This window comes from Dorea acetigenes (assembly GCF_025567385.1).
In the GTDB taxonomy this organism is placed as follows: Bacteria; Bacillota; Clostridia; order Lachnospirales; family Lachnospiraceae; genus Claveliimonas; species Claveliimonas acetigenes.
Window position 1 is genome coordinate 1 of record NZ_JAOQJU010000044.1, and the last position, 20,554, is coordinate 20,554.

Here is a 20,554-nt window from a genome sequence, read left to right on the forward strand (position 1 = left end):
TCTGCCATTTTGTTCACTCCTTATTCTCTAGATTATATCTCAAATCCTTGAGAATGGGGTGTCAACTTTTTTTATACCACATCAAATTATATAAAAACACTACGGAGGATTTTACAACAATCAGTAATCCTGACAAGATAGCTTCCCGTTATGATGCGAGTGTAGATGGAAATATCGCGAATGCGGTTCCTTGCAATGTTCTTCCGGTTACGAAGGCTGAGGCTGATTTGTTAAAGACGAAGCTGATGCCGCTTGAGAATACGGGAGTTGAAAAGAAGGAGTATTCTTTTAAGACGGAACCTGGCAAGGAATTAACGGAAGAAGATATTAAATCTACGATTACAGCACAGTATAACGACAGGACGACCGATGAGATTCCGATTGAATGGGATATGAGTTCGGTAGATTTTGATGCAGAAGGAACTTATACAATCACAGGGCAGGCAAAACTTACGGAATATCCGGTTTTAAATGGAAGGGCAGATCCTAATATTTTCAAATATAATGGAAAATATTACTTTATCGCAACCGGCGAAACGCAGAGCCAATCTCAGGTATGTATTCGGGAGGCAGATACACCGCTGGGATTATTTACGGCAGAAGATCATGAGCTGATTCCAAATGTAGGGAAACCAAGGTGGGCTCCGGAGCTTCATGAAATTAATGGGAAATTATATATTTTCCTTGCCATTGGAGATGCATGGAATAAGGTGCAGAGCTCTGTCATGGAGTTAAAAGAAGGAGGCAATCCGACGGTAAAGGAAGACTGGAAAGAAGCTGTTCAAGTGACAAGAGCGGACGGAAGTGCTCTTTATACAGGCGGTATTACTCTTGATATGACTTATTTTGAGCAGGACGGCGTACATTATCTGTGTTGGGCACAGCGTGCGATTAATCCTAACGGAACTTCTGATCTTTGGATTGCTACGATTGATCCGGATAATCCGTATCAGATTACCAGTGAACCGGTATGTATCCTCCGAAATCAGTATGGATGGGATCGTGTAGATACAACGGTAGATGAAGGACCATTTATTGTAAAGAATAATGGAAAGATTTATATGACATTTTCAGGAGCTGGTGTAAGTAATTTATATGTAGTAGGACTCCTGACTGCCGACGAGGATGCTGATTTGTTAAAGGCAGAAAGCTGGACAGAAACAAATTATCCGATTTTATCTTCTGAAAGTGTTGCAGGACAGTATGGACCAGGTCATAGTTGCTTCTCAGTTGATGAAGATGGAAGAACCATTTTTGTGTACCATATGAAACCTAATGGAGGAACCAGGAGCGCGACGGTAAGAAGAGTGCATTGGTCTGCAGACGGTTCTCCAGTACTGGATATGACAGTTGACCAAGAGCTGAAAGAAGAATACCGTAAGGTAACAGGAACTGTAACGGTTACGAAAGATCCGGATCCGGTTGATCCAGACCCGGTTGATCCGGACCCGGTTGACCCAGACCCGGTTGATCCAGACCCGGTTGATCCAGACCCGGTTGATCCAGACCCGGCTGATCCGGATCCGGTGAAGCTTCCTTATATAGATGTGGAGGATTCCAGCTGGTATTATGATGCAGTATATTATAATTATCGTGTTGGAACGATGACTGGACTTGACAAGGAACATTTTGGGCCGTATGATCCGTTAGCACGTGCACATTTTGCTATTATACTTCATCGTATGAACGGAGAACCAAAAGTAGCGTATGAGTCTGTGTTCCCGGATGTACCGGATGGTACCTGGTTTACAGACGCGATTCTCTGGGCGGCGAAAACAAAGGTTGTCACCGGATATGAGGATACAGGTCTTTTTGGACCTTCCGATTATATTAACCGTGAGCAGATGGCAGTTATGATGTATCGCTATGCCCGAATGAAAGGATACGAGTCAGAAAAACCGGCAGATATCAGCGGATATAAGGATGCATCCAAGGTAAATGCATTTGCAAAGGAAGCGATGGAATGGGCAGTTGGAAATAAGATTATTTCCGGCAAGTATAATGAAACTACTCTTGACCCACAGGGAAATGCAAGCAGAGCAAAATGCGCAATAATTATCATGAGGTTTATAGAGAATATTGTAAATTAAGAGGGAATCAGCTGGACAATTTCCGGTGTATGTGCTAATCTGAGTGAGTGGAGAATGTTTGATACGAAGGAGGAGCAGGTATGAAACTGGTAATTACAATGAGCAGGCGATATGGTACAGGAGCAAGCATGATAGCGAAGGAATTGTCTGAGCAGCTTGGAATTCCGGTGTACGATAAAGTGAATGTGGAAGAAGAGCTATCAAAGAATACCTATGAATCTGAAGTAGAGGTTATCCGTCAGCTTGCGAAAGAACCGTGTATTATTTTGGGGCGCTGTGCATCTGAGATATTGAAGGATCAAAGGAATGTATTTAATATCTACGTATGTGCTGACAAGGAAGACAGGATCCGACGCATCATGAAGATAGAGAATCTGCCTTACGAAGATGCAAAAGCAGAGATTGAGCAGACAGACAGAGAGCGTTCAGAGTACTATCATGAACACACCGGGAAGGCATGGGGAGATGTGAATAATTATCACATGATATTGAATACGTCTGATTTAGGAGTAGAGAATTGTGCAGGCATCCTGTTAAAGTATTTTGAACGGAAGGAATTTATATAGCGAACCGCAGAGCGGCATAGTCAAAGGGCTATGCCGCTCTGATAGTTTATACGGGTGAGGTTTTGAGAAATACTATTGAAATTGCACATCTGATTTTATATAATAGGTGGAGTTTTGTAATACAGGGGGATAACGGTAATGGAAAGAGATATGACAACAGGGGCTCCGGGAAAGATTATTTTAAATTTTACAATCCCGATTTTTATAGGGAATATGTTCCAGCAGCTTTACAGCATGGTGGATACGATTATTGTGGGTAAATTTGTGGGAAATGAAGCGTTGGCTGCAGTTGGTTCCTGTGGAACCCTGATGTTTCTTATTCTGGGGTTTCTTATTGGTCTTACGGCAGGATTTATGGTGATTACTTCGCAGCATTATGGATCCGGAAATATGCGAGCAATGCGGCAGTCGGTTGCTTCTGCGGCGATTCTGTCAGCAGTAATTTCTGTGTTGATGACCTTGTGCAGTATGTTGATGATGAAGCAGATTCTTCATTTGATGAATACACCGGAGGATATTTATCAGGAAGCATATGGTTATATCATGGTTATCTGCGGCGGTATTGCAGCGCAGGTGCTTTATAACTTATTGGCCAGTATATTGCGGGCACTGGGGGACAGTAAGGTTCCGCTTTATTTCCTGATACTGGCGGCGTTTTTAAATATCGTGCTGGATCTGGTATTTATTATTGTATTCCATATGGGGGCTGCAGGGGCTGCCCTTGCAACGGTTATCTCCCAGGGAGCGTCAGGAATTTTATGCCTTGTGTATATTATAAAGAAGGTTCCGGAACTTCATTTAAGGAAGGAGGACTGGAAGTTTGGGAGAAGCATGGCAATATGGCAGATGAAGATTGGAATTCCTATGGCTCTGCAATATTCTATTACGGCAATTGGAACTATTATGGTACAGTCTGCGCTGAATATGCTGGGTTCTCTCTCCGTGGCCGGATTTGCGGCGGCAAATAAGATCGAGCAGTTGGTAACGCAGGCGTATGTAGCGATCGGGACAACGATGGCGACTTACTGTGCGCAGAATACGGGGGCAGGAAGGATAGACCGTGTACGCCAGGGATTTCGGGCGGCTACGGTTATCGCAAGTATTTATGCTGTAGTGACCGGACTTATGGCTATATTTGGAGGAAAGTATCTGACAGTACTTTTCGTGTCAGAAAATCTTCCGCAGATTATGGAACTGGTAGATATTTATATGAAATGCATTGGCGCTGTGTTTATTCCGCTGGCAGTTGTTAATATATACCGTAATGGCATTCAGGGAATGGGCTATGGATTACTTCCGATGATGGCCGGTGTTGCGGAATTAATTGGCAGAGGCGTAGTTGCATTGATTGCTGCGTCAAGGAAAAGTTATGTAGGCGCCTGTCTTGCGAATCCCGCGGCATGGCTGTTTGCAGGGGCGCTGCTTTTAATCATGTATTTTTCTATTATGAAAAAGCGTGAAAAAAATTCCCTTTTATCATAACCTGTGTTATACTTGATTATAAGTATGTACAACATCTAAAAAGAAGATTCTTTCTGAAAACTGAAAATAAGGAGCAGGATTTATGAAGAGAGTGTTATTAAAATTAAGCGGAGAGGCCCTTGCGGGAGATAAGAAGACAGGATTTGATGAAGCAACCTGCATTGGGGTTGCGAAGCAGGTAAAGCAGTTGACCGATGAGGGAATTCAGGTCGCAATCGTTACCGGAGGAGGTAATTTCTGGAGGGGGCGTACCAGTGAGACGATCGATCGGACGAAGGCAGACCAGATTGGGATGCTGGCAACGGTTATGAACTGCATTTACGTGTCTGACATTTTCAGATATGTGGGAATGAAGACGGAGGTATTTACTCCATTTGTATGCGGATCTTTTACATCTTTGTTCTCTAAGGATCGGGCGGTGGAAGCGCTGGAAGAGGGAAAGGTGGTTTTCTTTGCGGGAGGAACCGGACATCCTTATTTCTCTACGGATACGGGAGCAGTTCTCCGGGCAATTGAAATAGAAGCGGATGCGATGTTGCTGGCTAAGGCGATTGACGGAATCTATGACAGTGATCCGAAGGTGAATGCACAGGCAAAGAAGTATGATGAGATTTCCATTCAGGAAATTATTGATAAAAAACTGATGGCAGTCGATCTGACGGCTTCTATCATGTGTATGGAGAATAAGATGCCGATGTTGGTATTTGGACTGAATGAAGAGAACAGTATCGTAGAAACAATGTCAGGAAGATTTACAGGTACAAAAGTAACTGTATCATAAAGGGAGGATATAAGTATGAACGAGAGATTACAGGTCTATGAAGACAAAATGAAAAAGACAATGGCGAGTCTGGAGTCAGAATTGATGACGATCCGTGCGGGACGTGCGAATCCCAATGTACTGAATAAGATTATGGTGGATTATTATGGGACGCCTACGCCGATTCAGCAGGTGGGGAATGTGTCCGTGCCGGAACCGCGTATGATTCAGATCCAGCCATGGGAGAAGAGTATGGTGAAAGCAATTGAAAAGGCAATCAACATGTCTGATCTTGGGATTAATCCTACGAACGATGGCTCTGTTATTCGCCTGGTATTTCCGGAACTTACCGAGGAACGCAGAAAAGAACTGGTGAAGGATGTAAAGAAGAAAGGCGAACAGGCGAAGGTTGCTGTCCGCAACATCCGTCGTGATGGAAATGATGCATGGAAGAAGTTAAAGGGGACAGATGTATCGGAGGATGAGATTAAAGATCTGGAGACACAGCTTCAGAAGATTACGGATAAGTACGTAAAAGAAGTGGATAAAGCAGTGGAAGCAAAAGCAAAAGAGGTTATGACTGTTTAAGAAGTATAGAGGGACGGGGCGTGCAGGTTCCCGTCTCTGTTTTTGGGAGGAGACTGTGCTATGAATGTACCGCAGCATGTGGCGATTATTTTAGATGGCAACGGACGTTGGGCAAAAGCAAAAGGAATGCCAAGAAATTATGGACATGCCCAGGGAAGTAAGAATGTAGAAAAAATCTGTGAAGAAGCATGGCGGCTGGGGATAAAATATTTGACGGTCTATGCATTTTCTACGGAGAACTGGAACCGGCCGAAAGATGAAGTTGACGCTTTGATGAAGCTTCTTCGCAATTACATGAAGACCTGCTTGAAGACGGCGGCAAAGAATGATATGAAGATCCGTGTGATTGGGGATAAGACAAGGCTGGATGAGGATATACGTCTTCGGATTGATGAGTTAGAGAAGGCAACCGTGAATAATGGAGGATTGAATTTTCAGATTGCCATTAACTATGGAAGCAGAGATGAAATTGTCCGGGCAGTGCGCCATATAGCGCAGGATTGTGCAGATGGCAGGATACAGCCGGATGCTATTGATGAGAGTGTACTGGAATCCTATCTTGATACTCATGATATTCCGGATCCGGATCTGATGATTCGGACCAGCGGAGAACTTAGGCTTTCCAATTATCTGCTTTGGCAGCTTGCTTACTCAGAGTTTTATTTTACAGATGTTCCATGGCCGGATTTTACAAAAGAAGAATTGATAAAGGCCATAGAACAATATAATTCCAGAGACAGACGTTATGGCGGGGTAAAGGAGGACCGATAAGATGTTTAAAACAAGATTGCTTAGCGGAATCGTGCTTGTAATTATTTTGATTGCTACGGTCGGATACGGGGGCAATGTATTATTTGGTGTGCTTGCACTTATCAGTCTGATTGGAGTAAAGGAATTGTATCAAGTTGTTAAGGTGCAGAATACGCTGCTGGGAGGAGTCGGATACCTTGCGGTGATAGCTTATTATGTACTGGTATATATGGAAAAAATAGATCTTATGGTGTTCCTGAGCATACTGCTTTTGGTACTTTTGATGGCTGTATATGTTTTTTCCTTCCCCAAATTCCGTGCGGAGCAGGTAATGACAGTGTTTTTTGGCGTGTTTTATGTTGCAGTCATGCTGTCATTTATTTATCAAACCAGGATGCTGGCAGATGGCGCATATATGGTATGGCTGATTTTCTTAAGTTCCTGGGGATGTGATACCTGTGCGTACTGTGTGGGAATGCTGATTGGGAAACATAAGATGGCGCCTGTCTTAAGTCCGAAAAAATCTGTAGAGGGCGGAGTCGGAGGTGTCATAGGAGCTGCGCTTCTGGGGCTTTTATATGCATTTGCCATGAACCATTGGGGAAATGCCGGCCTGGATCCGGTCTTCTGTGCGATTACCTGCGGGGTGGGAGGAATTATCTCCCAGATTGGAGACCTGGCAGCTTCTGCGATTAAGAGGAATTATGAAATTAAGGATTATGGCAAATTAATTCCGGGACATGGTGGCATATTAGACAGATTTGACAGTGTAATTTTTACAGCGCCGGTTATTTTTATCTTATCATTAGTACTTTTATAATATCTGTAGATAATATATATCAGAAAGAGGAAGATTATGAAAAAGATTGCGATTTTAGGTTCTACAGGTTCTATCGGGACACAAACGCTGGAGATTGTGAGAGAAAATAAGGATATTGAAGTCCTGGGAATGGCTGCAGGAAGTAATGTACAGCTTCTGGAGAAGCAGATACGAGAGTTTTCTCCGAAACTTGTGGCTGTATGGACGGAAGAGAAAGCCAGGGAGCTGAAAGAGCGAATCCGGGATTTGGATGTACGTGTGGTCTGTGGGATGGAAGGATTGATTGAAGTAGCGGTCATACCTGAGATAGAGATTTTGGTGACGGCGATTGTGGGCATGATAGGAATCCGGCCTACAGTAGAAGCAATTAAGGCAGGCAAGAATATTGCGCTTGCCAATAAAGAGACGCTTGTGACAGCAGGACACATTATTATGCCGCTGGCCAAAGAACGCCATGTGTCAATTCTTCCTGTAGACAGTGAGCATAGCGCTATATTTCAATCTCTTCAGGGAGGACAGAAAAAAGCGGTGAAGAAGATTCTTCTTACGGCGTCCGGCGGACCTTTCCGGGGAAAGAAAGAAGAGGAGCTTTTAAACATTTGTGTGGAAGATGCATTGAAGCATCCGAATTGGCAGATGGGAAAGAAAATTACCATTGATTCTTCTACTATGGTAAATAAAGGATTAGAGGTTATTGAGGCAAAATGGCTGTTTGGTGTATCTGTAGATGATGTACAGGTAGTGGTACAGCCTCAGAGTGTCATTCATTCTATGGTAGAGTATGTGGATGGGGCAATTATTGCAGAACTGGGAACGCCGGATATGAAACTGCCCATACAATATGCACTCTACTATCCTGAACGCCGTTATCTTCCGGGAGAACGCCTGGATTTCTGGAAACTGGGGAAATTGGAATTTGAGAAACCGGATATGGATACTTTTTATGGACTGTCGCTTGCTTATGAAGCCGGACGGGCCGGCGGAACACTTCCGACAGTGTTTAATGCGGCAAACGAACTGGCAGTCAGCCTGTTTTTAAAACGGCAGATTAAGTATCTGGAGATTATTGAGATTATTGAGGATTGTATGAGGGCACACAGGAATATAAAAGAACCGACATTAGAGCAGGTTCTTGATACAGAACAGGAAACCTATGACCGTATTAATAGCAGGAGGTAGATTTTGGGTATTATAATTGCACTTTTATTATTTAGCTTTATTGTTTTCTTTCATGAACTGGGGCATTTCTTGTTGGCGAAGAAGAATGGAATTGATGTAGAGGAATTTGCAATCGGAATGGGTCCTCTGCTTCTTTCCAAAGACTATAAGGGAACCAGATATGCACTCCGATTGCTGCCGATTGGAGGGGCGTGCATGATGGGAGAAGATGATGAGGCAACGGGCACAAAGGGAAATTTTCACAGTAAATCCGTGTGGGCAAGGATTTCTGTCATTGCTGCGGGACCGGTGTTTAATTTCATTCTTGCCTTTTTATTTTCCGTGATTTTGGTAGCAATGACTGGATATGATGAGCCGGTGGCGGCAGATGTAAATGAAGGATATCCGGCGGCGGAGGCAGGAATGCAACCAGGTGATGTGATTGTCCGGATGGGAGATAAAAAGATTAATCTTTTTAGGGAAATATCTACGTATAATCAATTCCATCAGGGAGAGGACGTGGAAGTAACCTACCTGCGGGACGGAGAAGAGCATGTGGTGACTATGGCGCCCAAATATAATGAAGAGGCGGAATATTACATGCTTGGAATTGTGAGAGGCAACAATCAAAAAGCAACGGTTCTGACGGCTCTGCAGTATGGAGTCTATGAGGTGAAATATTGGATTTGTACGACGGTATCCAGTCTTGGAATGCTGGTAACCGGTCAAGTTGGCATTAATGATCTGTCAGGACCGGTTGGTATTGTGGATATGGTAGATGATACTTATAAGTCGAGTGTCAGTTATGGCGCTTCCGCAGTTGTTGCGAATATGTTGAATCTTGCAATCCTTTTGTCGGCCAATCTGGGTGTCATGAACCTTCTGCCGATTCCTGCATTGGATGGAGGACGCCTGGTATTCCTGATTATAGAGGCTGTCCGCAGAAAGAAAATCCCGCCGGAAAAAGAAGGGTATGTGCATTTTGCAGGATTCGTGCTGCTGATGGTTCTGATGGTAGTCGTTATGTTCAATGATATACAGAGAATATTCCTGAATTAGGTTATAGAAGAGAAGAGGAGCCCGGACTCGTATGAGCCGCGGGCTCCCTTTGGTTTCTGAACGGGATTCTTAGATTGCGCGTGTGTATTCTTTCAACCATTCCCGCTCTTCATCATTCAGGTGAGGTGCAATAATTTCGTATACTTTTGCGTGGTATTCATTCAGCTGCTTTTTGTCTTCTGCAGTCATCATGTCAGGCAGTACAGCATCCAGGTCAATGGGGACGTAGGTGATTGGTTCAAAATACATGAACTGTCCATACTCGTTGGCAATTCCTTTTCTAACTACCATTTCATTTTCGGTACGGATTCCATGGGAACCTTCAATGTAGATACCTGGTTCATTTGTAATAACCATGCCTTCCTCCAGAGGAGCTTTCTCCTTTTCGCGGATTGCAATACGGAAACCGCTTGGCGCTTCATGGATATTCATTAAATATCCGACGCCGTGGCCTGTGCCATGATTAAAGTTGATTCCCCGCTCCCAGGCCGGCTGTCTTGCCAGAATATCTAAGTTATATCCTGCTGTGCCGTATAAGAACACAGCTCTTGCAAGATGCAGATTGCAGAGAAGAACGGTAGTAAAGTCTTCTTTCATGCGGTCAGTCAGCTTGCCGAAAGCAAAGGTTCTGGTGATGTCCGTGGAACCCTCCAGATATCCGCCGCCGGTATCTGTCAGGAACAGACCGTCCGTTACAACGGGAATATCTGTCTCAGGTGTTGCAGCATAGTGGACGATAGCAGCATGCTCGCCGGAACCGCAGATTGGCTCAAAACTCTGCCACAGATAGCCTTCTTGTTCTTTGCGGAAGGAGTCCAGTTTTTCAGCGGCGCTTAGTTCGGTGATTTCAATTTTGCCTACATTTTTCTTCAGCCAGTACATGAATCTGGTAACAGCTACGCCGTCTTTGATATGGGCATTGATGATATTCTTAAGCTCTACTTCGTTTTTCATAGCCTTCATAAGAATCTCCGGATTCATCTGTTCAATGACTTTGACGCCTTCCGGAAGATTGTTATATAAGGCATAATTCAATCTTGACGGATCAACCAGGACAGCATCTCCATTCCGGAAGGATTTGACGTCTTCGTAAATTGCATTGTACGGATGGAGAGAAATGTTGTCCTTTGCCAATTTTTCCTTTATCTCTTCAGAAAGCTTCCGCTCGTCAACATAGAACTTCATCTCATCCATGGTAATGATGGCGTAGGACAAAAGTAACGGGAAATATTCAATATCATCTCCGCGGAGATTGGTGGTCCAGCAGATGTCGTCTAGTGCTGCAACTACGTGGACATTAGCTCCCGCAGTTTTCATTGCTTCACGGATGCGGGACAATTTGCTTGCCGTGCTTTCTCCTGTGTATTCTTCTCCAAGGGCGAATGCCGGTTTTTCAGAAAGAGGTGGTCTGTCTTCCCAGATTTCGTCAATCAGATCCATGGAATAATTAATCTTGCCTTCTTTTGCCAGGACGGCTGCTTCTAATGACTGTCCTTCCCCCATGGCAACTACGCGGCCGTCAAAACCGAGGGTGCCGCCCTGCGGCAGGATACCGGCAATATACTCTTCTACGGTAGGAACGCCCGGTTCGCCCATTTTGAAAAGCGTAACGCCGCTTCCTTCAAGCTGCTGCGCTGCCTGGATGAAATATCTTCCATCTGTCCAGAGACCGGCTTCATCCTTTGTGATTACTGCAGTTCCGGCAGAACCCGTAAATCCTGTGATAAAAGCTCTTGCCTTAAAATGTTCCCCAACATATTCACTCTGATGGTTATCATCGGTAGGAACGAGATAGGCATCAAAATGATTTTTTTCCATCAATGCACGCAAGGCATTGATTCTTTCAGGTATATTCATGTTTAAAACCTCCTTTAATTACCCTGTCTGTCTATAAATTTTAACACATTTATTTGCAAATTGACAGGAATAATTATATAATCAAAAAAGAATGCGAAACGAAAAACTAAGTATCGGGAGTGGGGAATTGAAGAAATTAGCAACTGTAATTGGAAGTATGACAATATTTGGAATGTTGGAGGTATTCCGCGAGCAGAAGTGTTTCCGTGTCAGAAAATATAAGATAGACGTACCGGACAGATGGAAGCCGGACAGACCGGTACATATGGTATTCCTTTCCGATCTTCACGGGAAGGAGTATGGAGAAGAGAATGAAAAGCTTGTAAGGGCAGTCAGGCAGGAAGCTCCTGATTTGATTTTTTGCGGCGGCGATATGCTGGTGCGCGGCAGGGAAGATACGGCTGCGAAAGCAGTCCGCTTCATTAGAAAACTTTCAGCCATTGCTCCGGTTTTCTGTGCTAATGGAAACCACGAACAGAAAATGCGCGAGAATCCTGAATTTTATGATAATCTCTACCAAAGGTATCGTGCAGCTCTGGATTCCGACGTCTGTTTTCTGGAGAATGATTCTGCAGATATTTCGGTAAATGGAATGGATATGACGGTTACAGGATTGGAAATCCCGGTTGGCTGCTATGGGCATCTTAAGAAGCGGCCTCTTCAGATGCAGGAGATACAGTCGCGTATTGGTTATGCAGAGAAAGACAGGTATCAGATTCTTCTGGCGCATAACCCGGTTTATATGGAGCAGTATCAGGAGTGGGGAGCAAAGCTGACATTAGCAGGACATTTGCATGGCGGGATAGTAAGAATCCCGGGTATTGGCGGATTGATTACGCCTCAGATTCAGCTGTTCCCTAAGTATTCGGGGGATTTGTATTATGATGGCGAGTATTATGGAATCGTTAGCCGAGGCCTGGGTACGCATACAGTGAATATCCGTTTGTTTAATATGGCAGAATTGGTGTCTGTGTCCCTGGAATAACTACTTGTGTAACGGTACGGATTCTAGTATAATAAAAAGGCTGGCATAAATGGGAAAGAGGTATTGATTGGCTTATGGGCATACCGGTGAAGCTGCAAGTGTTTGAAGGTCCCCTGGATCTTCTCCTGCACTTAATTGATAAGAATAAAATTGATATTTATGATATTCCGATTGTGGAGATTACCAATCAATATATGGAATATATTCAGGCAATGGAGAAGAGCGATCTGAATGTGATGAGTGAATTTCTTCTGATGGCTGCTACTCTTCTGGATATTAAATGCAGGATGCTTCTTCCAAAAGAAGTGAATGAAGAGGGAGAAGAAGAAGATCCCAGGCAGGAATTGGTAGAACAGCTCCTTCAATATAAGATGTACAAATATATGTCTTATGAACTGAAAGACAGGCAGATCGAAGGAGATATGGTTCTCTATAAAGAACCTACCATCCCTGAGGAAGTAAAGAATTACGAGGAACCTGTGGATCTGGATGCGCTTCTTGACGGGCTGACGCTGGCGAAGCTGAACCAGATTTTTCAGGATGTGATGAAAAAGCAGGGAGATAAGATTGATCCGCTCAGGAGTAAATTCGGGAAGATAGAAAAGGAAGAAGTAACCTTGCCGGAGAAGCTGGATTTTGTAGAGGGTTATGCAAGACAACACAAGAAGTTTTCTTTTCGTTCCCTGTTAAAGACACAGAGTTCTAAGACACAGATTGTCGTAACTTTTCTTGCAATCCTTGAGATGATGAAGACGGGGAAGATAAGGATTGAGCAGGAACAGCCATTTGAAGATATAATGATAACATCAATGATAGAGCAGGATGGGAAGGAAGCAGAAAGTGGAGATTAATAGATTAGAGGGGATTATCGAAGCGATTCTTTTTACAATGGGGAATTCGGTGGAATTAAGCAGGATTGCGGCGGCAATCGAACATGACGAAGCTACGACCCGGAAGATTATTTACAATATGATGGATAAGTATGAGGCACAGGATAGAGGCATAAGGATTATCGAACTGGAAAATTCTTTTCAGATGTGTACAAAGACGGAGATGTATGAATATCTGATCCGGATTGCAAAGCAGCCAAGGCGGTATACATTGACGGATGTACAGTTGGAGACACTGTCGATTATTGCATATAAGCAGCCGGTGACGAAGCTGGAGATTGAGAAAATCCGCGGTGTGAAGTCAGACCATGCGGTAAATAAGCTGATTGAGTATAACCTGGTTTGTGAACTGGGGCGTTTGGATGCTCCGGGAAGACCGCTTCTTTTTGGGACGACGGAAGAGTTTTTGAGAAGGTTCAGTGTGCATTCCCTGGACGAGCTTCCCAGTCCGAATCCGGAACAGGTGGAGAATTTTAAAACAGAAGCAGAAGAAGAGGCGCAATTGAAATTAAAGGTATAGATTGTCTGCCGGATACATAAACTTACTGTAACTTTAGTTTTATGGTGTCGGTATGAGAGTAAGAAAATGGATAGCTGGTTTTTTGGTTATAATCCTTCTGTCGGGAAGCTTTGGGGGTCGTGCCTGTGGGGAGGAAGCAGCGCCGGAGGAACTTAAGAATCTGTACGCCCGGTCAGCGGTATTGTTAGATGCTGACAGCGGGCGTGTTTTATTTGGCAAGGAGGAGAATGTGCCCCGCCCCATGGCAAGCACCACAAAGATTATGACTTGTATTCTGGCTCTTGAGAATGCAGATGAGGAGGAAATTGTAGGGATATCGGATGACGCTGCATCCCAGCCGCAGGTAAGGCTGGGGGTAAGGAAGGATGAGAACTATTATTTAAAGGATTTGTTGTATTCTTTGATGTTGGAATCTCACAATGACAGCGCAGTGGCGATTGCGGAGCATGTTGCAGGAAGCGTGGAGGCATTTGCAGAGATGATGAACCGGAAAGCCCTGGATCTTGGATGTAAAGATACGCATTTTGTTACGCCCAACGGCCTGGACGCCCGGGACGAAAAGGGAGTTCATTCTACTACAGCAAGAGACTTGGCTGTAATTATGAAATATTGTATCCGTGGTTCAGAAAAGAAAGAACGGTTTCTGGAAATCACAAGAACCAGAAGTTATACCTTTTCTGACGTCGATGGAAAAAGACAGTTCTCCTGCAGTAATCACAATGCATTTTTAGACATGATGGAGGGAGCGCTGTCGGGAAAGACGGGTTTCACCGGGGATGCCGGATACTGTTATGTGGGCGCTTTGGAAAGTGAAGGAAGAACTTTCGTTGTAGCTCTGCTGGCATGTGGCTGGCCTAATAATAAGGGGTATAAATGGTCGGATACCAGGAAGCTGATGTCTTACGGGATGGAAAATTATCATTATCGGACACTGCGTACCGGCCTTTCTGATACTTACATAGAAGTAAAGGATGGAATCCCGGAGAATGGCCGGGTGAATGAGAAAGCTTATGTAGAAATATCTGTGCCGGAGGAAGAATGGCAGGCCCTTCTGAAAGACACAGAAGAGATCAAGGAATATTCTGAATGGAAGGAAAGCCTGGATGCCCCGGTGAAAAAGGGAGAGAAGGTGGGGAGTATTCGTTATTTTCTTGGCGATACGGTGATAAAAAGTGTGGAAGTAAAGACGTGCAAAAGTGTTTATGAGAGAACATTTAAATGGTGTTTGGCTCAAGTGGGGAAATGTTTCACTCTTTTTGCAGATTAAAATAAATCAATAAAAATGATTAATATCATCACTTTTCTTTTCCTATACGATATGTTAGGATAGTAAAGAATAAAAAAAGACAATAAATTTGATAATTATTCATCTCGTTTGTGGAGTGATTGTCGGATAAAGATAGAAGGAGAGATTATTTATGAAGAATTGTGAAAAGTACGAAAGACAATATTTTATGCCGCCGGAAGTTACTTATGACTGGGTGAAAAAGGAATACATCGATAAGCCACCGATTTGGTGCAGCGTTGACTTAAGAGATGGTAATCAGGCGTTAATCGAGCCCATGAGCTTGGAGGAGAAGCTGGAATTCTTCCAGTTACTTGTGAAGATTGGATTTAAAGAAATCGAAGTAGGATTCCCGGCAGCATCTGAGACAGAGTATAAATTCATGCGTACCCTGATTGAGAAGGACATGATTCCCGACGATGTAACCGTTCAGGTGCTGACACAGGCAAGAGAGCATATTATTAAGAAGACCTTTGAAGCAGTGAAAGGAGCGCCTCATGCGGTGGTTCATTTGTACAATTCCACATCGGTTGCGCAGAGAGAACAGGTTTTTAAGAAGGACAAAGAAGAGATTAAGAAGATAGCAGTAGAAGGTGCAAAGCTTCTGAAAGAGCTGGCTGATGAGACAGAAGGGAATTTTACTTTCCAATACAGTCCGGAAAGCTTTCCGGGAACAGAAGTGGATTATGCGGTGGAAGTATGTAACGCAGTTCTGGATGTATGGCAGCCGAATTCAGAGAAGAAGGCGATTATCAATATTCCGACTACCGTTGAAAATGCGATGCCTCATGTATTTGCTACCCAGCTGGAATATGTGCATAAACATCTGAAATATAGAGAAAATGTGATTCTCTGCCTGCACCCTCACAACGACAGAGGCTGCGGTGTGGCGACTGCGGAAGCAGGCATACTGGCAGGAGCAGATCGTATCGAAGGCACCTTATTCGGTAATGGAGAGAGAACCGGTAATGTGGATATCATTACCCTGGGGATGAATATGTATTCTCACGGAGTGGATCCGGGACTTGACTTTACAAATATGGCAGAAATACGCGAGACCTATGAAAGACTGACCAGGATGCATGTATATGAGCGTCAGCCTTATGCCGGAGATTTGGTATTTACGGCGTTTTCCGGTTCCCATCAGGATGCAATCGCCAAGGGCATGGCGTGGCGAGAAGAGAAAAAATGCAGCACCTGGACGGTTCCGTATCTGCCAATTGATCCGCAAGATGTGGGAAGAAAGTATGATTCTGACGTAATCCGGATTAATAGTCAGTCAGGAAAAGGCGGCGTAAATTATATTCTGAAACAGAGCCATGGAATCAACCTTCCACAGAAGATGCGGGAAGAAGTGGGGTATCTTGTAAAGGATGTATCAGACAAGGCTCATAAGGAACTTACGCCTGAATGGGTATACCAGATATTTTCTGATAATTATATTAATACAAAATCTGTATTCCATATTGATGAGTGCCATTTTAAGCAGGTGGATGGAATCACGGCAGAGGTTACGATTAATCATGGCGGCGAGAGCAGAGTGATTACGGCGAACGGTAACGGACGTCTGGATGCAGTAAGCAATGCCATTAAACAGTATTTCAATATCAGCTATGAACTGACCTTCTATGAAGAACATTCCCTTACAAAAGGTTCTTCTTCTAAGGCGGTAGCTTATGTCGGGATTATCTGCAAAGGAAAAGTCTGCTGGGGTGTAGGAATTGATGCGGATATTATCAGGGCATCAATTGAAGCGTTGATTGTTGCGGTAAATAAACTGGAAGAGATAGGCAGTGCGCAAGGATGCAAGGATGAGAGAATGATTGAAATCATGAACTATATCCAGGCGAATTATATCGACATTACGCTGGATGATCTTGCTGAGAAGTTTTATTTATCCAAACCATATATATCCAAATATATTAAGGAAAAGTCGGGTGTAACTTTCGGAGAACTGGTGAAAAAAATCCGGATGAAGAAAGCGAAAGCCCTCCTTAAAAGCAGCAGCATGACGGTGGAAAATATTGCGCTTTCTGTGGGATACCAGAATGTAGAACATTTTAACCGGTTATTTAAGAAAACATATAACATGACGCCGGTGCAGTTCAGAAACCAGAAATAAGAAATAAGGAAGAAAAATGGGACGGAAGAAGAAGCTTCTGTCCTTTTTTTGTGGGGAAAAATATGATAAAATAAAGATAGAAAGCAGCAGTGAAATGGGGGAAATGAAATGAAGGAGAGGTTGCATACAGGCAGGAAATTTTCAGCTGTCGTTCTGGTAATTGTGCAGGTCATACTTGTCCTGCCCTGGATTTTGATTGATGGGAAGTATTATAATACTTACATGTATTTGTTCCGTATGTTTTCCACGGGCGATTTCAAGAGCGTTGTAATGGAAGACTTCAGCTTCTTAGGAATGGAATGGACGGATTTGGAACAAATGATGTATTTTTTTGTATTTCAGTTGGTACTTTTAATTGTTCTGCAGTTTGTGGATCTTCTGAATCTTATCTTAACGTGCAGAAAAGAAAGTGTCGGTCCATTATCACCTGTCAGTCTTGTTATCTGTGGAATTCAAATTTTCAGTGTTAATTTTAGCCCGGTTTTTTATTTTGATAACTGGATTACATTATTGTACATTATCATAATTGCGGTTCTGCATTTGATTCTTCTGTTGGGAAGCAGGATGATTGATTCATGGGAGGAATCTACGGCAGAACAGCGGCAGATAAAGGAGCGGGATAAGGCAGCAAAAAAGGAGAGAAAGGAACGCCTTGCTTTTGAGGGAAAGTATTCTTCTTTGTTCTACACGGTAATCTGGAAAAATTTCAAGGCAAATTGGGAGGCTTACCGGATTTTTATTCTGGTGGCAGGCCTGTCGGTAAGTTTTGTTTTTGCAGGAATCGGTATGCAGGAAATGATGGCGGATATTACGGGTGCGGAGGATATCCTGAGCCTTCTAAGAGGTCAGGGGCTTGTGACAATCCTGCTTAATTTTCTTGTAGTGGCAATCGTAATATCTATCTTTCTGATTGTGTCCGTATTTATGTTCTATCTGAAGAATCACATGAGCAGTTATACGTTGTTCGTGAATCTGGGCATGCGCAGCATGACGCTTTATCTTTTCGTGGGAATGGAGCTTCTGGTGTGTACTATTATAGCGCTTGTGGCAGGAAGCATAATAGGGAATGGAATTCTTGCAGTCTGCCGGATTGTAATCCGCAGAGGATTTGAAGGAACTATTTCCTTCCATCGTATTACAGCGAAGACTTATCTGTTCACTTTGCTTGTTATTTTCCTTATTTATTTGATTTCGGCAATGGCGACCAGGGATATCTACATAGATACAGGAGCGTCAACAGCAAGATATAAAGCCGTCCTCAAAGAAAAGATGCCAGGGAAATTAAGTCCGGTCTTTTTGCTTATAGGCGCTGCTCTTGTAGTCTATGCAGTTTATAGCTTTGCGAGGAGAGAGAAGGCAGAGGGAATACAGCTATTTATCATATTGTTTGTGGGACTTTATTTTTTCCTGCGAAATTTCTGGAATTTTTACCTAAGAGCGCGAAGGAAGAAGCTTTCGGCATATTTTCGAAGCCTTCTTAAGAAGAATTATTTTTATCATCATTTTAAAACGGCGTTTCGCTATCTCTATATGATAACACTGCTTCATATCGGTGTACTATTTGTGTTTGCCAGGGATGCAGCCTCCGATATATCGGCAGAGCGGCCGGAGAATATGTTTCCTTATGATTATGTATGTATGGCCGTGGATGAGGAAGAGGATTTCTTCCGGGAAATGGAAGACACTTATGGCGCAGAGGTCAGCATTTTTCCTATGGTACGGGTTACAAGTGTAGACAATTCATCCATGCCGGATGATATAAGAGAATGTATGCTGCCCCAGGGGCAGAATATAGGGATATCAGAATCCACCTACCGGGCGTTGTGCAAGATGGTCGGCTGGAAGCCGGAAGAGCTGAACCTTGAGAAAGATGGTAGTGAGATTTATGTGATTTATCAGGAGGATGAAAGTGTAGCTGCCCATCCGCTGGATTACTATGCGGATCGTGTTACACCACGTCTGCATATCGGACAGCCTGTTTTGAGTTATAACTTTGTCCGACGGGAAGAAATTTTCGTTCCAAGGACGATCGTAGGTTCTGCGAGGGGTTACCTGGTTGGAAATCTGCAGCAGGGAGAGCATGAAAATATCGTTGTTTTCTCGGACGCATATTTTGAGACGGTAAAAGAAGATTGGAAATACACCAATTGCCTGACCGGAGATCCTCTTGCCGAGGGTGAGGCTGTGGAAGATGTTACATTCCATCATTGGCCGGACAGGCTGGTGCTGATGAATGTTCCGGCAGATCAGAAAATACAGGTAGAGAAAGAACTGGAAAGCTTTGCGGACAATCACTTTTTTGATTTTCAGTATGACCGGGTGGTGCAGTCCTGGTACTCGAAAGATGCACAGATGGAGCAGATAAAAGCCGAGCGTTTCATGCATATAGCAATCAGTATATTTATTATGGTTATTCTGACAAGTGTGACGATTATCCTTCTCTACATGAAGGCGGAATCGGAGATGAATGAAAAGAAAAAACAACAGGAATTCTTGAAATCCATGGGAATGCGGGAAAAGGAAAGAATAAAAGCCGTAAAATCAGAAATCCAGAGTTTTTTCTGGATACCGTTTACAATTGCAACCGTGATTACATTTGTATTTACAGCAATCCTTTGGAGAATACGTATGTATACGCAAGCAGATTGTATCAATTATCTGAAAGCAGAAGCGGTGATTTATCTGCTATATGCGGCGATACAATGGCTGGGAGTGAAATGGATTGAGCGGTATATTTTAAGAAAAGTGGAGGGACATCATGGGAGAAATCATTAGAACGAATCATCTGGTCAGAAATTATTCCAAATCCGGAAGCAAACGGGAACAGCCGGACGATATCCGGGTATTAAAGGGAATTACTCTGACGGTAGAAGAAGGAGAATTTGTGGGGATTATGGGGAAATCCGGCTGTGGCAAGACAACTTTGATTAAAGTGCTGGGATTAATTGATGAACCTACAGATGGAAATGTCTATTTTAAAGAGCGGGATACGGAGAAATTGTGGACGGATGAGCTGGCAGATATCAGACGGAGAGAAATTGGTTTCGTATTCCAGGATTTTTATCTGATGGATAGCTTGTCGGTGAAAGAAAACATTATGCTGCCTATGATTCTGGATAAGGCGGAAGCAGACAGTTGTGTAAAACGGGCAGAACAGCTTGCCGGACAATTCGGGCTCAGTCATCTGCTTGCGAAGAATCCTTATGAGCTGTCGGGCGGCGAAAAGCAAAGAGTGGCAATCTGCAGGGCGCTGATTAATAACCCGGATCTGATTATGGCAGACGAGCCTACGGGGAATCTGGATTCCAAGTCCGGCAAAATCGTCGTAGACGAATTCATCAATATCAATGAAAAGATGGGAAAAACTATCGTCATGGTTACCCATGACCCTCAGGTGGCAAGCCAGTGCAAGCGCATTATTTTCTTAAAGGACGGAGTAATCTTGGAAGATTTAAAGAGGAAAGGGGGGAGCGGTGAATTCTATCAGGAGATATTGGAGCGGATGGTGATGTTGTAGGAATTGAATTTAAGGAGTTTGAGGTAGTGTCAAGTAATCTATGAAAAAACTGAGTTAAAAAAATAGGCTCAGATGAACCTTGAAAATTGCAGATATGTTAGTGAT

Annotated in this window: 17 protein-coding genes; 16 read left to right on the forward strand and 1 reads right to left on the reverse strand. The window is 43.5% G+C overall.

The features are described from left to right. The first annotated feature begins 53 nt into the window (after nt 1–53). The 9 genes from OCV99_RS17505 (at nt 54) to rseP (ending at nt 9,273) form a co-directional block, all read left to right on the forward strand. Nucleotides 54–2,090: a family 43 glycosylhydrolase gene (locus tag OCV99_RS17505; RefSeq protein ID WP_158372273.1), complete on the forward strand. Its 2,037-nt coding sequence runs from the start codon at nt 54–56 to the stop codon at nt 2,088–2,090. Nucleotides 2,091–2,170: 80 nt separating this feature from the next. Next, nucleotides 2,171–2,656 carry a cytidylate kinase-like family protein gene (locus OCV99_RS17510; RefSeq protein WP_158372275.1) on the forward strand — a complete coding sequence of 162 codons (486 nt, stop codon included), beginning with the start codon at nt 2,171–2,173 and terminating at the stop codon, nt 2,654–2,656. A gap of 138 nt (nt 2,657–2,794) precedes the next feature. After that, nucleotides 2,795–4,138 carry an MATE family efflux transporter gene (locus OCV99_RS17515; RefSeq protein ID WP_158372277.1) on the forward strand — a complete coding sequence of 448 codons (1,344 nt, stop codon included), beginning with the start codon at nt 2,795–2,797 and terminating at the stop codon, nt 4,136–4,138. An 82-nt stretch (nt 4,139–4,220) separates the two neighbouring features. Beyond that, complete coding sequence (gene pyrH, locus OCV99_RS17520) at nt 4,221–4,919, forward strand: UMP kinase (RefSeq protein WP_158372279.1); 699 nt, start codon at nt 4,221–4,223, stop codon at nt 4,917–4,919. Between the two features lie 15 nt (nt 4,920–4,934). Then, a complete protein-coding gene (frr, locus tag OCV99_RS17525) occupies nt 4,935–5,486 on the forward strand; it encodes a ribosome recycling factor (RefSeq protein ID WP_158372281.1) in 552 nt (183 codons plus the stop codon). A gap of 60 nt (nt 5,487–5,546) precedes the next feature. After that, nucleotides 5,547–6,257, forward strand: coding sequence for an isoprenyl transferase (locus tag OCV99_RS17530; protein ID WP_158372283.1), 711 nt, complete (start codon nt 5,547–5,549; stop codon nt 6,255–6,257). A 1-nt stretch (nt 6,258) separates the two neighbouring features. After that, nucleotides 6,259–7,056, forward strand: a complete 798-nt coding sequence (locus tag OCV99_RS17535; RefSeq protein WP_158372285.1) for a phosphatidate cytidylyltransferase — start codon at nt 6,259–6,261, stop codon at nt 7,054–7,056. Nucleotides 7,057–7,092: 36 nt separating this feature from the next. After that, the gene (dxr, locus tag OCV99_RS17540; RefSeq protein WP_158372287.1) at nt 7,093–8,235 is read left to right on the forward strand and encodes a 1-deoxy-D-xylulose-5-phosphate reductoisomerase; all 1,143 of its coding nucleotides are present in this window, start codon (nt 7,093–7,095) and stop codon (nt 8,233–8,235) included. A gap of 3 nt (nt 8,236–8,238) precedes the next feature. Continuing rightward, nucleotides 8,239–9,273, forward strand: coding sequence for an RIP metalloprotease RseP (rseP, locus tag OCV99_RS17545; protein ID WP_158372289.1), 1,035 nt, complete (start codon nt 8,239–8,241; stop codon nt 9,271–9,273). 69 nt (nt 9,274–9,342) lie between these two features. Here rseP and OCV99_RS17550 read toward each other — a convergent pair whose 3' ends face one another. Further along, nucleotides 9,343–11,130 (reverse strand): aminopeptidase P family protein, encoded by a 1,788-nt coding sequence (locus OCV99_RS17550; protein WP_158372291.1) that lies wholly within the window; start codon nt 11,128–11,130, stop codon nt 9,343–9,345. 127 nt (nt 11,131–11,257) lie between these two features. Between OCV99_RS17550 and OCV99_RS17555 the strand changes: the two genes are divergently transcribed. The 7 genes from OCV99_RS17555 (at nt 11,258) to OCV99_RS17585 (ending at nt 20,449) form a co-directional block, all read left to right on the forward strand. Then, the gene (locus tag OCV99_RS17555) at nt 11,258–12,115 is read left to right on the forward strand and encodes a metallophosphoesterase (RefSeq protein ID WP_262576011.1); all 858 of its coding nucleotides are present in this window, start codon (nt 11,258–11,260) and stop codon (nt 12,113–12,115) included. 74 nt (nt 12,116–12,189) lie between these two features. Beyond that, nucleotides 12,190–12,966, forward strand: a complete 777-nt coding sequence (locus OCV99_RS17560) for a segregation and condensation protein A (protein WP_158372293.1) — start codon at nt 12,190–12,192, stop codon at nt 12,964–12,966. Beyond that, nucleotides 12,938–13,525 carry an SMC-Scp complex subunit ScpB gene (scpB, locus tag OCV99_RS17565; RefSeq protein ID WP_264471368.1) on the forward strand — a complete coding sequence of 196 codons (588 nt, stop codon included), beginning with the start codon at nt 12,938–12,940 and terminating at the stop codon, nt 13,523–13,525. Before OCV99_RS17560 ends, scpB begins: the two co-directional genes overlap by 29 nt. Before the next feature lie 52 nt (nt 13,526–13,577). Then, on the forward strand, nt 13,578–14,792 hold the full coding sequence (locus OCV99_RS17570; RefSeq protein WP_158372297.1) for a D-alanyl-D-alanine carboxypeptidase family protein: 1,215 nt from the start codon (nt 13,578–13,580) through the stop codon (nt 14,790–14,792). Between the two features lie 151 nt (nt 14,793–14,943). Beyond that, nucleotides 14,944–16,932, forward strand: coding sequence for a 2-isopropylmalate synthase (locus tag OCV99_RS17575; RefSeq protein WP_158372299.1), 1,989 nt, complete (start codon nt 14,944–14,946; stop codon nt 16,930–16,932). A gap of 108 nt (nt 16,933–17,040) precedes the next feature. Then, nucleotides 17,041–19,707, forward strand: a complete 2,667-nt coding sequence (locus OCV99_RS17580; RefSeq protein ID WP_158372301.1) for an ABC transporter permease — start codon at nt 17,041–17,043, stop codon at nt 19,705–19,707. Further along, nucleotides 19,691–20,449, forward strand: a complete 759-nt coding sequence (locus OCV99_RS17585) for an ABC transporter ATP-binding protein (protein ID WP_158372303.1) — start codon at nt 19,691–19,693, stop codon at nt 20,447–20,449. Before OCV99_RS17580 ends, OCV99_RS17585 begins: the two co-directional genes overlap by 17 nt. The last annotated feature ends 105 nt before the right edge of the window (nt 20,450–20,554 follow it).